The organism is Paenibacillus sp. FSL R5-0928, assembly GCF_037970385.1.
Taxonomy (GTDB): Bacteria; Bacillota; Bacilli; order Paenibacillales; family Paenibacillaceae; genus Paenibacillus_AQ; species Paenibacillus_AQ odorifer.
The window spans coordinates 1,783,523-1,796,811 of record NZ_CP150225.1 but is presented as its reverse complement, the minus strand read 5'-3'; the positions used below and the strand labels follow the sequence as shown (position 1 = coordinate 1,796,811).

The following is a 13,289-nucleotide window of genomic DNA, read 5'->3' as shown; positions in this document are numbered from 1 at the left end:
ATCAGACTTCCCCTCCTAATACTATGGGAAGCTCTTGCAGTGAGCTAATGCTGTAGCCTGTAATCCCCCGTGATCTTAGAACGTCTGTCCAATCTGTGCTGCTATTCGTTTCTGATAAATTCCCTATATGAATGTGCGACGGAGTCATCCCTCTGCTGTCAGCCCAACGTAGTGCATCCAGTACAGGCTGCCCACGTTGAGGACTAATTAGCACGAAGTATGAGCCTTTAGGGAACATACGGTAACCTTTTTCCAAACGGGAAATGAGTGGACCGTGCCCTTCGGCGTTAAGATCGATCAAATATTGAATCATTTTCTGACGCTCAGCAGCACCTTCAACAGGTGCAAATACCTTCGTGGTTTTATCCAAGCAGCAAAGACCGATCCCAATTCGCTCTCGAATGCCGAATCCAAGTAGTGAGGCTGCGACGGAGACTGCGAGTTCAAATTGATTCGAATTCATATAAGCAGAAGCAGAGCCGTCCAGAACTAGAATGGTTTTGGGAATCGACTCATGCTCGAACTCTTTGGACTTCCACGAGCCTGTCTTTGCCGTTGCATTCCAATGAATACGTGTTAAGCGGTCGCCATATACATAATCACGTACACCGTTAATTTGGGTAGTCTCACGACGGGATTGAACTACAGAGGTCTGTGGTCCAGAAAGACGGGATTTTCTTTCATATAACTGCCAGCGCGGAACATAGATTGCACGAGGCAACACCTGAAACTGTCCTTCAGCCAAAAAAGTACCTTTATGCTCGACAAGGCCGAAAATATCTTGGCTGATGATATCCGTATCTGAAAATGTATAAGTGCCCCGTTCCAGAACTGGTGTCTGAAACCGCAGTTCCCCAAGTCCTCTGAGGCTGGGAATCAGACTTTCCTCAAATACCCATGATTCGCCATTATGCCGTTTCAGAACTTCCCTTACAACTACATAAGGTAAAGGCAAAATCCCCGGGATTGTGACCTTCAGACCTACACGAAGATACCCACCGGCAGAGAGCAAATCTCCCTTATCCTGTTCGGCATAAAAACTGCGAACACCCTTAGCCCGCCGAACGCCTCCCAAACCTCCAGCAATCAGATATGCAATAAGTACAGAGACCATAATAAACAACATAAATGCAGTTTTACCGCCCTGAAATAGTACATATAAGAGAGTAATACTCCAAATTACAAGGATGCTGGCGAATTTAGTAGGCTGAATGCGAGCTGCCACCGTAGACAAATAACGTCTCATATTATTGCCTCATCGTAACAGGCACATGAATGCTCTGCAGAAGCTTTTGAAGCAGTGAATCTACGCTAACATTATCTAGGCGCGACTCTGGACGCAGCAATATACGATGACCCAAGGCAAATGGAGTAAGCACCTTTACGTCATCTGGAAGCACATAATCTCTTCCCTGTAAGAAAGCATAAGCTTTACAAGCCAGCATAAACGATAACGAAGCTCGTGGACTTGCACCGAGCAATACAAGCGGATGCTCTCTTGTCTGGCGCACAATATCTAACAAATAATTCAGTACAGGATCACTCATATAAATCTCACGAATCTCCTCCTGAATACTAGCGATCTGCTCCATACTAGTGACGGCTGTAAGCCTGTCCACTGGTTGACCTTCTTGGTGGCTCAGCAATAGATTTTTTTCGGTTGCTGCATCAGGATAACCAAGACTAATTCTTAGCATAAACCGATCCAACTGAGCTTCCGGCAACGTGTAGGTTCCCTCAAAATCTATCGGATTCTGGGTGGCGCACAACATAAATGGATGCGGCAGCGGATAGGTCTCCCCATCTACGGTTACATTTCGTTCCTCCATCACTTCCAGAAGGGCGGATTGTGTCTTTGTGGTGGCTCGGTTAATTTCATCGGCCAGCAGGATATTCGTCATCACTGGACCTGGGCGGAAATGAAACATCTCGTCCCTCGGATGATACACAGATACACCGGTAATATCACTCGGAAGAATATCAGGATTACATTGTATCCGGCGATACTCTCCGGACATTGATCTGGAAAGTGCGCGAATAAGCTGGGTCTTTCCTGTTCCCGGTACATCCTCGATCAGAACATGACCACCGGCAAGCAGCGCTGTTAGCAGCAATTGTATTTCAAATGATTTTCCAAGTATGCAGGATTCTAGATTATTACGGACAGCATTCATGATGTGCATTGATTCTTGACGAACGGGCATATATGATCCTCCTAGGTCAGAATAAGCAGTAATATTTATATTTTACATGATTAGGGGACCCAAAGTACATTGTTGAAGCTTACGAAGTGTAAACAAACCAAAAACCCGCAGGACACAATGTCCCGCAGGTTCTAATCTAAAGCGCTAGAATCCCATTATCCTTTAGGCCGGACAACCAATGCAGCCAGGAAAGAGAACACAATCGCTGACGAAATCCCTGCGCTCGTGATATCAAAAATCCCTGTAACTACACCGATCCAGCCATCCCGTTCCAGCTCTGTCAATGCCCCATGGACCAAAGAGTTACCGAAGCTTGTGATTGGAATGGTTGCGCCTGCACCCGCAAATTTCACAAGTGGATCGTAGATGCCAAAAGCATCAGCAATCGCTCCGGCTACAACTAATGTACTCATCGTATGTGCAGGTGTCAGCTTCAATACATCAAACATCAGCTGGCCTATAACGCAAATGGCTCCTCCGATCAGAAAAGCCCATAAGTAAATCATCATTAAACTTCACCTCCACTTTCTATAGCAACAGCATGAGCCACACACGGAATGCTCTCTCCCTGCTGGTATGACAATGGGGATAATAAGGCTCCAGTTGCCACAATCAGCACCCGTTTAAGCTCACCTTTTTTAATACGCTTGAGTATATGACCATAAGTCACTACCGCGGAACATCCGCAACCACTTCCTCCGGCGATCACATACTTCTGTTTCTCCAAATCGTAGATAAGCAAACCGCAATCATCAAAGGTTGTTTGCTCCATTGGAATCCCTTCTTTAGCTAATAAGGTTTTCGCAATGGGCAAGCCTACAGATGCAAGATCGCCTGTTACAATTAAGTCATAATGCCCGGGGGATAGTCCGGTATCCCGAAAATGCGCAGTGATCGTATCCGCCGCCGCCGGTGCCATCGCTGTTCCCATATTAAAAGGATCTGTCAAACCGAGATCCATTATTCGTCCAAGGGTAGCCGAGACCACTACCGGATTGTTGCCAGTCCCATCATTCTGACCTACTACAGCACAGCCCGAGCCTGTGACCGTATATTGCGCTGTTGGCGGCTTCTGTGAACCGTATTCGGTAGGATAACGGAATTGCTTTTCCACCGTACAGTTATGGCTAGATGTTCCCGCGAGCACGTATTTGCTCCCTCCGGAATCAACGATCATAGAGGCAATCGCCAGGCTCTCCATGGAAGTGGAGCAAGCACCAAAGACTCCAAGATAAGGCACACCTAATTTTCTTGCCGCGAAGGAGCTGCTGATAATCTGGTTCATCAAATCTCCGCCAACAAAAAACTCCAGCTTCTCCTTATCGAGGTTTGCATTAATCAGTGCCAGTAGGGAAGCTTTTTCGAAAAGAGCCCGCTCGGCCTTTTCCCATGTTTTTTCTCCCATTTCCAGGGAGTCAAATATAAAATCAAAATCTGACGTTAATGGACCCTCTCCCTCTTCAGGCCCCACTACAGCGGAAGAGCCTAAAATAACGGGACGGCTCGTGAACTCCCAAGTCTGACTGCCAAGCTGTTTCATGTATGTGCACCTCCACCTACGCCTAAAAAGAGATAGACGATACCAATTATGAAAGCAGCGACAGCACCAAATACGATGACTGAACCCGCCAGCTTGAACATATTGCCACCCACACCGAGCACAAGTCCTTCCGCACGGTGTTCCAGAGCTGCTGAACACATACTGTTCGCAAAACCAGTAACCGGAACCGCAGTTCCTGCACCGGCCCATTGGGCCATTTTGTCATAAACGCCAAAGCTGGTCAGAATTACAGAGAGTAGAATCATCGTCGCTACAGTTGGACTTGCGGCTTCTTTGGAGGTCATATCGAATATGGCCATATAAGCCTCCTGAATCCCTTGTCCAATTACACAGATTAGGCCGCCAGCAAGAAATGCTCGCACACAGTTTTTGAATACGGGCCTAGCGGGTACAAAGGGCTTGGACAATTTCTCGTAATCTTGCGGGGTCAGGGTATCAAGCTTCAGCTTGACACCCGATTTTTTCGTTTTCGCCGGCATTGAGAGCACCTCCTGAAAGTTAGGCGAAGGGGGCTGACAAGCATCATAGTAGTACTCACTTTGAGCCCCTCAAGTTGTTTCTTCGCTTAGAAGTTTTCCTTATTGTTTGCCATACCCCGCTTCGTTATGTCCCTCCAATTCAGGAAAAATACAGTAACACAACTATCAGCAGCAGGAACAGCACAAGAATAAGCACCGCTTCCTTTTCCAGAGAGTTGTGGCGCCAGTAACGTCTGCGCGCTCCGCTAACCTTTAGGTTTCTTTTGGAGTATCCTCCCTGCACCCTTCTTTTGGGTACACTACCTGCTACCCTCATTTCCTTCGCATCCTTTCTAAAGCTCCTGCCACCAGAGCCCCTATTGCATTGTATTCGCGGAGCGTTCACCGGGTGTTCATTTGTCTCTTTAGCATGGACAAGTGAGCTCACAATGTTCATACTAAGTGGCAGGAAGAAATAACGTTGTCGTCCATTTTGGATGGCAACCGTTTCTCGTAGAACTATAAGGATGATGTATAACGCAAAGCTTATACGTCCTTATATTTTAATAAAGGAGTGATTTCAAATGAATCAAGAAACATTGGATCTATTCAAAACACTTACCGAATTCCCTGCAGCCCCGGGCTTTGAGCACGAACTCCGCGCTTACGTCAAGGATGCTATGACACCTTATACCGAAGAGTTCGTGCAGGATCGTCTCGGAAGTCTGTTCGGCGTATTGCGCGGTGAGGAAAACGGGCCAAAAATTATGGTCGCTGGACATTTTGACGAAGTGGGCTTTATGGTCACCGGAATTACTAACACCGGGATGATTCGTTTTCAACCGCTAGGCGGCTGGCTTGCTTCTGCTGTTGCTTCCCAGCGTCTCCAAATCATTACACCAAAAGGCACATTGACTGGTGTTGTTGGCAGCACCCCTATCCATCTACTAAGCGCTGAAGAACGCGGCAAGACGGGCGAAATCAGCAAAATGTATATTGATATCGGTGCAGACAGCCGTGAAGAGGCAGAAAGCTTTGGCGTCAGACCAGGTCAACAAGTACTGCCAATCTGTCCGTTCACCCCGCTTGCCAACCCTAAAAAAATCATGGCTAAAGCGTGGGATAACCGTTACGGCGTAGGTCTCGCCATTGAGCTGGTTAAATCATTACACGGCAAAAAGCTGCCTAATACTGTTTATGCTGGAGCTACCGTACAAGAGGAAGTTGGACTTCGTGGAGCACGTACAGCCGCTAATCTTCTGTCCCCAGACATCTTCTTTGGCTTGGATGCGAGCGCTGCTGCTGATATGACCGGTGATAGCCAAGCCTTTGGCCATTTGGGTAAAGGCGCTCTCCTGCGCATTTTTGATCCAACGATGGTTACACATCGCGGCCTGATCGAATATGTACAAGACACAGCGGATACTCACAAGATCAAATACCAGTATTTTGTCTCCCAAGGTGGAACAGATGCAGGTCAGGTTCATGTAAGTGGAATCGGCGTTCCTTCCGCAGTCATCGGAATATGCTCCCGCTACATTCATACCGCTTCATCAGTTATTCATAGCGATGACTACGAAGCTGCTAAAGAGCTGCTAGTTAAACTGGTAGAAGGCCTCGACCGCACTACACTGCAAACGATTATTGAGAACAGCTAGGTTCTTATTTTTAAAAGAGCAGCAATCCTTTTTGAAGGATTGCTGCTCTTTTTTTGGGGTCGTGGCTTACGGACCTGTGTCACTTGCGCCCCTGTGGTGTTTACAAACCCCGATATTACTTCTAAAAAACAATTGTGCTTATGCTTATGAACCCCATTGCCCGCTGATCCCGCTATAGGTACTACGACGGACCCATGATGCTTACGAACCCACGTTGTTTATTGTTTATGTCCCCCATGTTGCTTGCTAACGAACCCATGTTGTTTACTATTTACGCCCCCAATGTTGCTTCCGAACCCAGTGACACTATTCCATAGAAATGGGCTCATAATTGGTGTCATTCATGCTAATAGCGACTATGGTGTCCGATACTCCTCCAAAAGTGGCATATTTCTGCGTTTAAGATCATCTGTGTCCTATAGATACTCCACTATCCCCCGTCCCATATAAAAAAAGCCCGCCTCACGGCGAGCTCTTTGACCATTCTCAGACAGCTATATCAACTCATATCCAGTGGCACTTTCCACGAAGGTATCGGGAAAGCCTCATCCAGCTTCCATCTTTCTTCTTCACTCAGCGTAATTAAACCTGCAGCAGCATTCTCAATTACATGCTCACGTGAAGAAGCTTTCGGAATCGTAATAATGTCCTCCTCGCGGATCGTCCAAGCTAACATTATTTGCAGTGGTGTTGCGTTATGAACACGGGCAATTTCCTGAACCGCCTCACTCTCAATAACCCCTTTGCGGAGCGCGCCTGCTTGTGCAAGCGGAGAGTACGCCATTACGGGCATGCGGTGACTTTTCTGCCATGGCAGCAATTCAGCTTCAATGCCTCTCGACCCTAAATGATACAGCACCTGATTCATAGCACAGTGAGTTCCCCCAGCTATACTAAGCAGCTCTTTCATATCGTCAACATCAAGGTTCGATACACCCCATCTTGCTATTTTACCTTGAGAGACCAGTTTCTCCATGCCTTCCACAGTCACTTCAAGCGGAATATCTCCCCGCCAGTGCAGTAAATAGAGATCCAGATGATCCGTATTCAGTCGTTGCAAGCTTTCTTCACAGCTACGAATAAGATTCTCGTTGCCGGCATTATGTGGGTATACTTTGGACACCAGGAAAACGTCATCCCGAATTCCTTTAATAGCGTCACCTACTAAAAGCTCTGAGTTTCCTTCCCCATACATCTCAGCCGTATCTATCAAATCCATGCCTAGTTCCACGCCTAATCTAAGAGCAGCAATTTCTTCCTCTCTACGGGAAACATCATCACCCATATTCCAAGTTCCCTGTCCTATTCTAGGCAGAGAGGTACCATCTGGAAGAAGCATGCGGTTAGCTCGGTTCACTTTCACAATTTCAGCCAAATGCTCGATTGAATCCTTAGTCATTGTAAAAATCTCCTTACCGATAAATTGTATACTTACTTTATACGACCTTTATGACCCTTTCGAAACATCTGAATCGTGTCTAATTTATAACTTTTCTTTCCTTTAGGAGAGAAAAAGCAACAAATTGATTGCTAACTACGCTATCAACTTCAGCCCCACTGCGGCTCCCAGTATCATAAAAATACAGATAACCCGCCGCCAATCTTTGGCCTCTCCATATAAAAGCATCCCCAAAATCGCCCCACCAGATGCACCGATCCCCGTCCATACCGCATAAGCTGTACCCATAGGCAAACTTTTCATTGCAAATGATAGAAAAAGAAAACTCCCCCCAAAACCAAGGAAGAGCAGCAAAAACGACTGCAGATTCCGGTGTTTATTCAACCTGTTGATCATAGCCACTCCGAACATTTCAAACAATCCAGCAACAACCAAAAATGCCCATGCCATTTAAGACTCCCCCTTTATTTCAGTTTCTTTGATATCTTTGGTTTCGTTAGTTACCATTTTCAGACCTATTACTCCTGCCAGCAAAATAACCACCAGTACCAGCTTCATTAGCTTGAAGGGTTCACCGAATAAAACCATGTCCGCAATGACTGTACCTGCTGTCCCCAGCCCAACAAATACAGAATATACGGTACCCACCGGTAATTTACTGCTTGCTGAAATAATGACATAGAAACTTATTATTATGGCTACAACTGTGATCAGCCACTCCCACACGCTTGAAGCATGCTTTAGACCTATGACCCACATGACTTCGAAAATCGCAGCGCCAACTACCTTCAGCCACTCTGAATTCTTTTTCATTTCAAGCCCTCCTTCAATTCACCATATCTTATGATTGCCCACGGACAAACAAATAAGCCCGGAAGGTCATCGCCAAATGGCGATACCTCCCGGGCTTTTATCCCTCCGTGTAGACACAAACTTAATGTTCGTGCGTTTTCCCTCGGACCAGACCAGCTGTGCACTCGCTGCGGAACCCTAGAAAACAAATAAATGATTAAGTTACATCGTATGGTAGCAAATCGGGCGTATAAAAGCAACCTTTTCTATTCCGAGAGTAATTAAATCATAGTATAAACTTCCATAAAATTATAAAATAGATATAAATTTCATTCGATTATCTAGGAAAAGAGGTTAATTTATGTTTCATTCCAGACATTTTAACTGCGTCCCTCTAGTGGAAGGCATTTATTGCCTTGAAGCGAAGGAGCAAGGCGGAGCCATGAGCAATGCCGGTTTGATAGATATGGGTGATTACACATTAATCTTTGATACATTCAACACTCCACAAGCTGGCAAAGATCTTAGGGATGCCGCTCTGTATTATTTTAATAAACCTATCAAATACGTCATCAACAGCCATTGGCATGGAGACCACGTTAGAGGGAACCAATTCTTCTCGGAAGAAGTAATCATATCCTCCAGTAGAACTAGAGAGCTCATGATAAAAACTCAACCCGACTGGCTAGCCCGAATGAAGAAACTGCTTCCTAATCTTGATGAGGATCTTAATAAGCTTAATACCTCTCTCGAGCTCGAACTGAACGATTCCAAACAACGAGAGCACCTTTCGCAAATAGGTTATTTACAAGAAATCAAAGAGTCTATACTAACGCTTGAAGTAACGCTTCCCCAACTAACTTATGACCGCAAAATGACCATACATGGCTCGGCTAGATCCGTTGAGCTCTTATCGGTGGGTGCTGCCCATACGGAATGCGATTCTATTCTATTTTCTCCTTCCGATTCTTTAGCTTTTGTTGGAGATATTGTCGCTGTTGATAATCATCCATTATTAGTAGACGGTAATCCCTTATCCTGGTTGGAGGCACTTACTTATGTCGAGCGCTTAGATGTGAACATAATTGTTCCCGGTCACGGGCCCGTTACTCAAAAACATTATCTACAGCAAATAAAACGGTATATAAATGATATAATCCATATTAGCGAATCATTGATACACGAAGACATGAATGTGAATGTGAACCATATAGAAATTCCTGAGCCTTATCTGGGCTGGAATTATGGGAGTATTTTTTACAGAAATCTTGAGTTTTTGACGAAAGCAGCTAATAACTAATTTTTGGAGTTGAAGGGAGAGGTTCGTTATGGTTTTTGGGATACTATTTGTAGGTGTCGCTGTATTTATTATTATACAAGCCGTTATACGGAATGGCTCGAGCTCGAACAGAAGTACCTTTGATAGAAATAGGCAAAATGATGCCGCCAACATGTCTTTTATGGCTGCCAGTCATCCGGATCTGCTGGATCCAAACCACTCTAACCACTCTAATCATTCGAACCACCATAATCACCACGGAGATCACTCACATCACCATTCTGGACCTGACAGCGGGGGGCATAGCTGGGGTGGAGACGGCGGACATAGTGGCGGTGGAGACTTCGGTGGTGGTGGAGATGCTGGCGGGGGCGGTTGTGATTAGATGAAAAGAAACGAAAAGGACATCCCTGATCTTTCAGGAATGTCCTTTTTTTAATACTCATTTATGATACTGAGAATTTCAGCTTGAGTTTGGCTTAATAACTTTTCGGCACCGTGCGGATGGATTGGTTCGCTCCAAGCGAAGCCATCTCCTTCGTATCTAGGAATAAGATGCATATGATAGTGAGTCAGGTCGTTAAACTTCCCACCATTTTGGCAAATGCTGATGCCATCAGGTGCAAACAAAACCTTCAGGACAACTGATAGCTTCTTTGAAGCGTCCATAATCGCATACGATGTTTCTGAATCGATATCTTCGAGATCCCAATAATGCTTTTTAGGGAGAATTAAGAGATGTCCTTCGTTAAATGGAGCAATGTCGAGCACACAAGTTACAAATTCATTCTCGTATACTGCGTTTACGTTAGCCTCAATCCCGTTAGCGATCCGACATCCCAAACAATCCATACAGGCACCTCTCCATCCAAAGAAATTAAGAGCGCTCTAGCTTATCTTATTGATTAAATTGAAAACGGCTAAGCAGTACCTCACCATTAAAGATGAGATAAACATCGGTAGTTCCAGATTCCACGGATACTTCACCAGTAAGTGTGTTCCACTGCTGCAACACGCCACCCGATGGTACAGTCACAGATCCAACCATTTTCCCTGCTGGGCTGCCCGTTCTAATCTCGAGGGTGCCACCTTTTGCAGAGGATACCAAGGCTTCAAAAACTCCTGCCCCTTGCTCGAACAATACATCTTTAAAAGCGATCCAAGCGCCATCTTTTACTGGATGTATGGAAGCACCGCCTGCTTTGCACTCGTCCAGATATACGCCTTCGTAGTCATCGTAATTCTCTGCTTTGGTATTGATATACAGATTACGCGACGGAATAACGTCCCCTTGAACCGATAGTTGAGCGGATAATTGGATATCAGCAGATGAACGGCCGATCAGAACCATGTACTCTCCATTTTCCACGCAATATTGCTCACGGGTAACATCCCAGAATGCCAGCTCGGCAACCGGCAACGTAAACTCTATGGTTTGCGATTGACCTGCGGTTAGGTTTACTTTTTCAAAACCCTTCAACTGTTTAATCGGACGTTTCACCCGGGAATTCAGAGCTTGCACATATAGCTGCACCACTTCGTCCCCATCAACAACGCCTGTATTCTCTACTTGAACGGAAATTTTAAACGTGTCATCCGCTTGCAGCTCCTTAGCACTTAGGCTTAGGTTGCTGTAGGAAACTTGGGTATAACTTAAGCCGTGTCCAAACGCATACAGTGGCTCTCCGTCAAAGTACATATATGTTCTTTTGCCTTTGATAATATCATAATCCATCAGCTCAGGCAGCTGTTCTACAGAACGGAACCAAGTCATGTTCAGCTTGCCGGAAGGACTGTAATCGCCGAAAAGAACTTCTGCCACCGCATTGCCCAGCTCTTGTCCACTGTGGGAGGTATACAATACAGCCGGGATGTTCTCGTCAATCCAAGTGGAAGTTATCGGGTAACTGCCGACAATGACTACAACTGTATTCGGGTTCGCTTCATAGACAGCTTTGACCAGTCGCTCTTGCTCCTCTGGAAGCACAATATCCGGTCTGTCGATTTCTTCTTTTCCGTTAAGGAGTGGATGGTTGCCCACAAAAACCACAGCGATTTCCGCAGCCTTGGCAGCTTCTACTGCAGCCTCTATGCCGTTAGTTACAATGTTCTTTTTAAAAAGACGTGCTTCCGCATTAGCATCCTGATCTGCCACTTGCAGCGTTCCATTTTCCGGATTCACCGAGATCATTTTATCATTCCAGGTCCGCAAAGATACCGTATCTTCGCTTTCCGGAACGATGTTAATCGATTCTTTTACAAACCAGCCGTAAATTTCATCAGCAGATGCTGTGAGAGTCTCTGCTTCGCTTAAAGTTACATACTGACCGCGACTTGTCGCCTTCAGAGTATTGCTAGTCCAGCCCCAAGCTGTATGTTGGAACAATTCTCCGTGCTCTGCTATGTCATGCTGTACAGCCAGTCTTCCGTCCTCACCTGTGATTCCAATGGCTTGGCCGTTTGCAGCTGAAGTAAGAATGATCTGATCTGCGCCACTCTCAAAAGTAATGTGTTTACCAGGCAGCTTTTTGCTAACACCCTGCAAAGGAGTCACTCCATAAGGTAATGTGCCAGAATACCAATCTCTAAAGGCTTCATCACCAAGCGGACCAATAATCGCCAATTTGCTCAGACTGCTTTTGTTCAATGGCAATGTGCCTTGTTCATTCTTCAACAATACTATAGATTGTTTCGCAGCTTCCAAAGAGAGTGCCGTATGTTTTTTGCTAAGAATAACGGAATCGTCGATTGCTGCGTACGGGTTACCTTCAACCGGATCGAACTCTCCCAAACGGAAACGAACTCTGAAAGTATTGGCAAGTGCACGATCCAAATCTTCCTCTGCTAAGAGGCCTTGGTCTAGCGCTTCGTGAAGAACCTTGATTGTCTCTGCGGTTTCTTCTGTTACGCTGTCAATTCCATTTTTGATAGATTCAGCCATCGATTGTGCAAAAGATTCATAATACTTGTGGTCCTTCACGATCCCAAAAAGATCGCCGGCATCGCTTACAATAAAGCCATCCATTTCCCATTCGCCTTTAACCACATCCATTACTGCCGGATGAAGAATAACAGGCACGCCATTCACCGAGTTATAAGCGGTCATCATGGACTGTGCGCCACCTTCTTGAAAAGCAGGCTTAAACGCTTCCAGATAATACTCCCGCATATTTCTCGGATCGATGCTCGCGGAGCAGTTCCCGCGTTCAATCTCATTATTGTTGCCGAGGAAATGCTTCAGCGTTGCTACCGCTTTCAAATAGACCGGGTGATCACCTTGGATTCCCTGCACTAGTGATGTGCTGAGTCGGCCGGTCAACTCTGGATCTTCACCGTAAGCTTCCTCAGTTCTTCCCCAACGTGGATCACGTTCCATATCCACCGTTGGCGCCCATAACGTCAGACCGTTCACCGTTGGATTCTTTTTATAAAAGGCTCTAGCTTCATCTCCGATGGCCGAACCAATTTCCTTCAGCAGCTCTGGATTCCAAGTACAAGCCAGTCCGCTTGGCTGAGGAAAAGAAGTCGCTTTTCCAAGCCAAGAAATCCCGTGCGCCGCTTCCGTACCATGCTTGTAGGCCCCAACACCCAAACGCTCTATGGCAGCTTGATACTGAGGCATCAGGCTTACTTTTTCATCAAGTGTTAGTCTGGAGATCAGATCCTGCACTCGCTCATTTAAAGGTAAATCAATCTGTTGAAATGGATATTTAGCTATATCTGTTCCCATCAAAATCGCTCCTTCGTCTCTTGTTGATAGCGGTTTCATTCATTCCCGAGGACAATCCTTCAAAAAAACTCCTATACGTCCTATCCATCTAATCATAGAAGATTCCCCTCCTCCGCAACACCTTAACAATCTAAATAGAAATCAGGTCATAATTAGAGATTTAGGGAGGATGATGTGAGTACGTGGTTTTGCTCGTTATTCGCTCCAT

14 protein-coding genes and 1 riboswitch are annotated in these 13,289 nt (G+C 45.7%); of the genes, 3 read left to right on the top strand and 11 right to left on the bottom strand.

The features are described 5' to 3' along the window. Position 1: 1 nt before the first annotated feature. The 6 genes from MKZ16_RS07750 to MKZ16_RS07725 form a co-directional block, all read right to left on the bottom strand. Positions 2–1,246 (bottom strand): DUF58 domain-containing protein, encoded by a 1,245-nt coding sequence (locus MKZ16_RS07750; RefSeq protein ID WP_076104720.1) that lies wholly within the window; start codon positions 1,244–1,246, stop codon positions 2–4. A 1-nt stretch (position 1,247) separates the two neighbouring features. Next, the gene (locus MKZ16_RS07745; protein ID WP_038569465.1) at positions 1,248–2,204 is read right to left on the bottom strand and encodes a MoxR family ATPase; all 957 of its coding nucleotides are present in this window, start codon (positions 2,202–2,204) and stop codon (positions 1,248–1,250) included. 155 nt (positions 2,205–2,359) lie between these two features. Beyond that, positions 2,360–2,710: a stage V sporulation protein AE gene (gene spoVAE, locus MKZ16_RS07740; RefSeq protein ID WP_036675923.1), complete on the bottom strand. Its 351-nt coding sequence runs from the start codon at positions 2,708–2,710 to the stop codon at positions 2,360–2,362. A gap of 2 nt (positions 2,711–2,712) precedes the next feature. Then, positions 2,713–3,744, bottom strand: coding sequence for a stage V sporulation protein AD (spoVAD, locus tag MKZ16_RS07735; RefSeq protein ID WP_038569463.1), 1,032 nt, complete (start codon positions 3,742–3,744; stop codon positions 2,713–2,715). Beyond that, positions 3,741–4,244, bottom strand: a complete 504-nt coding sequence (gene spoVAC, locus MKZ16_RS07730; RefSeq protein WP_036675716.1) for a stage V sporulation protein AC — start codon at positions 4,242–4,244, stop codon at positions 3,741–3,743. Before spoVAC ends, spoVAD begins: the two co-directional genes overlap by 4 nt. Before the next feature lie 139 nt (positions 4,245–4,383). Beyond that, positions 4,384–4,560 (bottom strand): hypothetical protein, encoded by a 177-nt coding sequence (locus tag MKZ16_RS07725; RefSeq protein WP_155288103.1) that lies wholly within the window; start codon positions 4,558–4,560, stop codon positions 4,384–4,386. 247 nt (positions 4,561–4,807) lie between these two features. Here MKZ16_RS07725 and MKZ16_RS07720 point away from each other — a divergent pair, with 247 nt between their 5' ends. Next, positions 4,808–5,881 carry a M42 family metallopeptidase gene (locus MKZ16_RS07720; protein WP_076104721.1) on the top strand — a complete coding sequence of 358 codons (1,074 nt, stop codon included), beginning with the start codon at positions 4,808–4,810 and terminating at the stop codon, positions 5,879–5,881. Between the two features lie 499 nt (positions 5,882–6,380). Here MKZ16_RS07720 and MKZ16_RS07715 read toward each other — a convergent pair whose 3' ends face one another. The 3 genes from MKZ16_RS07715 to MKZ16_RS07705 form a co-directional block, all read right to left on the bottom strand. After that, entirely contained in the window at positions 6,381–7,280 is a 900-nt protein-coding gene (locus tag MKZ16_RS07715; RefSeq protein WP_076104722.1) for an aldo/keto reductase, read from the bottom strand. A gap of 135 nt (positions 7,281–7,415) precedes the next feature. Then, complete coding sequence (locus MKZ16_RS07710) at positions 7,416–7,730, bottom strand: multidrug efflux SMR transporter (protein WP_036675721.1); 315 nt, start codon at positions 7,728–7,730, stop codon at positions 7,416–7,418. After that, positions 7,731–8,093 (bottom strand): multidrug efflux SMR transporter, encoded by a 363-nt coding sequence (locus MKZ16_RS07705; RefSeq protein WP_036675723.1) that lies wholly within the window; start codon positions 8,091–8,093, stop codon positions 7,731–7,733. A gap of 84 nt (positions 8,094–8,177) precedes the next feature. Then, positions 8,178–8,285, bottom strand: a riboswitch (guanidine-I (ykkC/yxkD leader). A gap of 148 nt (positions 8,286–8,433) precedes the next feature. On the opposite strand from MKZ16_RS07705, the gene MKZ16_RS07700 reads away from it, so the two are divergent. Together MKZ16_RS07700 and MKZ16_RS07695 are read left to right on the top strand one after the other, a co-directional pair. Continuing rightward, on the top strand, positions 8,434–9,372 hold the full coding sequence (locus MKZ16_RS07700; RefSeq protein WP_076098853.1) for an MBL fold metallo-hydrolase: 939 nt from the start codon (positions 8,434–8,436) through the stop codon (positions 9,370–9,372). Positions 9,373–9,400: 28 nt separating this feature from the next. Beyond that, positions 9,401–9,736 carry a hypothetical protein gene (locus tag MKZ16_RS07695; protein ID WP_076104723.1) on the top strand — a complete coding sequence of 112 codons (336 nt, stop codon included), beginning with the start codon at positions 9,401–9,403 and terminating at the stop codon, positions 9,734–9,736. Between the two features lie 50 nt (positions 9,737–9,786). Here MKZ16_RS07695 and MKZ16_RS07690 read toward each other — a convergent pair whose 3' ends face one another. Together MKZ16_RS07690 and MKZ16_RS07685 are read right to left on the bottom strand one after the other, a co-directional pair. Then, positions 9,787–10,203, bottom strand: coding sequence for an HIT family protein (locus tag MKZ16_RS07690; protein WP_076104724.1), 417 nt, complete (start codon positions 10,201–10,203; stop codon positions 9,787–9,789). 46 nt (positions 10,204–10,249) lie between these two features. Next, entirely contained in the window at positions 10,250–13,081 is a 2,832-nt protein-coding gene (locus tag MKZ16_RS07685; protein WP_076104725.1) for a glycoside hydrolase family 3 protein, read from the bottom strand. Positions 13,082–13,289 lie beyond the last annotated feature (208 nt).

What these genes read in the sequence shown, in the direction of transcription:
- MKZ16_RS07685 (WP_076104725.1), bottom strand. Translation starts at nt 13,081, where the DNA reads ATGGGAACAGATATAGCTAAATATCCATTTCAACAGATTGATTTACCT.
- MKZ16_RS07705 (WP_036675723.1), bottom strand. Translation starts at nt 8,093, where the DNA reads ATGAAAAAGAATTCAGAGTGGCTGAAGGTAGTTGGCGCTGCGATTTTC.
- spoVAD (WP_038569463.1), bottom strand. Translation starts at nt 3,744, where the DNA reads ATGAAACAGCTTGGCAGTCAGACTTGGGAGTTCACGAGCCGTCCCGTT.
- MKZ16_RS07690 (WP_076104724.1), bottom strand. Translation starts at nt 10,203, where the DNA reads ATGGATTGTTTGGGATGTCGGATCGCTAACGGGATTGAGGCTAACGTA.
- MKZ16_RS07715 (WP_076104722.1), bottom strand. Translation starts at nt 7,280, where the DNA reads ATGACTAAGGATTCAATCGAGCATTTGGCTGAAATTGTGAAAGTGAAC.
- MKZ16_RS07720 (WP_076104721.1), top strand. Translation starts at nt 4,808, where the DNA reads ATGAATCAAGAAACATTGGATCTATTCAAAACACTTACCGAATTCCCT.
- MKZ16_RS07710 (WP_036675721.1), bottom strand. Translation starts at nt 7,730, where the DNA reads ATGGCATGGGCATTTTTGGTTGTTGCTGGATTGTTTGAAATGTTCGGA.
- MKZ16_RS07700 (WP_076098853.1), top strand. Translation starts at nt 8,434, where the DNA reads ATGTTTCATTCCAGACATTTTAACTGCGTCCCTCTAGTGGAAGGCATT.
- MKZ16_RS07725 (WP_155288103.1), bottom strand. Translation starts at nt 4,560, where the DNA reads ATGAGGGTAGCAGGTAGTGTACCCAAAAGAAGGGTGCAGGGAGGATAC.
- MKZ16_RS07750 (WP_076104720.1), bottom strand. Translation starts at nt 1,246, where the DNA reads ATGAGACGTTATTTGTCTACGGTGGCAGCTCGCATTCAGCCTACTAAA.
- MKZ16_RS07695 (WP_076104723.1), top strand. Translation starts at nt 9,401, where the DNA reads ATGGTTTTTGGGATACTATTTGTAGGTGTCGCTGTATTTATTATTATA.
- spoVAC (WP_036675716.1), bottom strand. Translation starts at nt 4,244, where the DNA reads ATGCCGGCGAAAACGAAAAAATCGGGTGTCAAGCTGAAGCTTGATACC.
- spoVAE (WP_036675923.1), bottom strand. Translation starts at nt 2,710, where the DNA reads ATGATTTACTTATGGGCTTTTCTGATCGGAGGAGCCATTTGCGTTATA.
- MKZ16_RS07745 (WP_038569465.1), bottom strand. Translation starts at nt 2,204, where the DNA reads ATGCCCGTTCGTCAAGAATCAATGCACATCATGAATGCTGTCCGTAAT.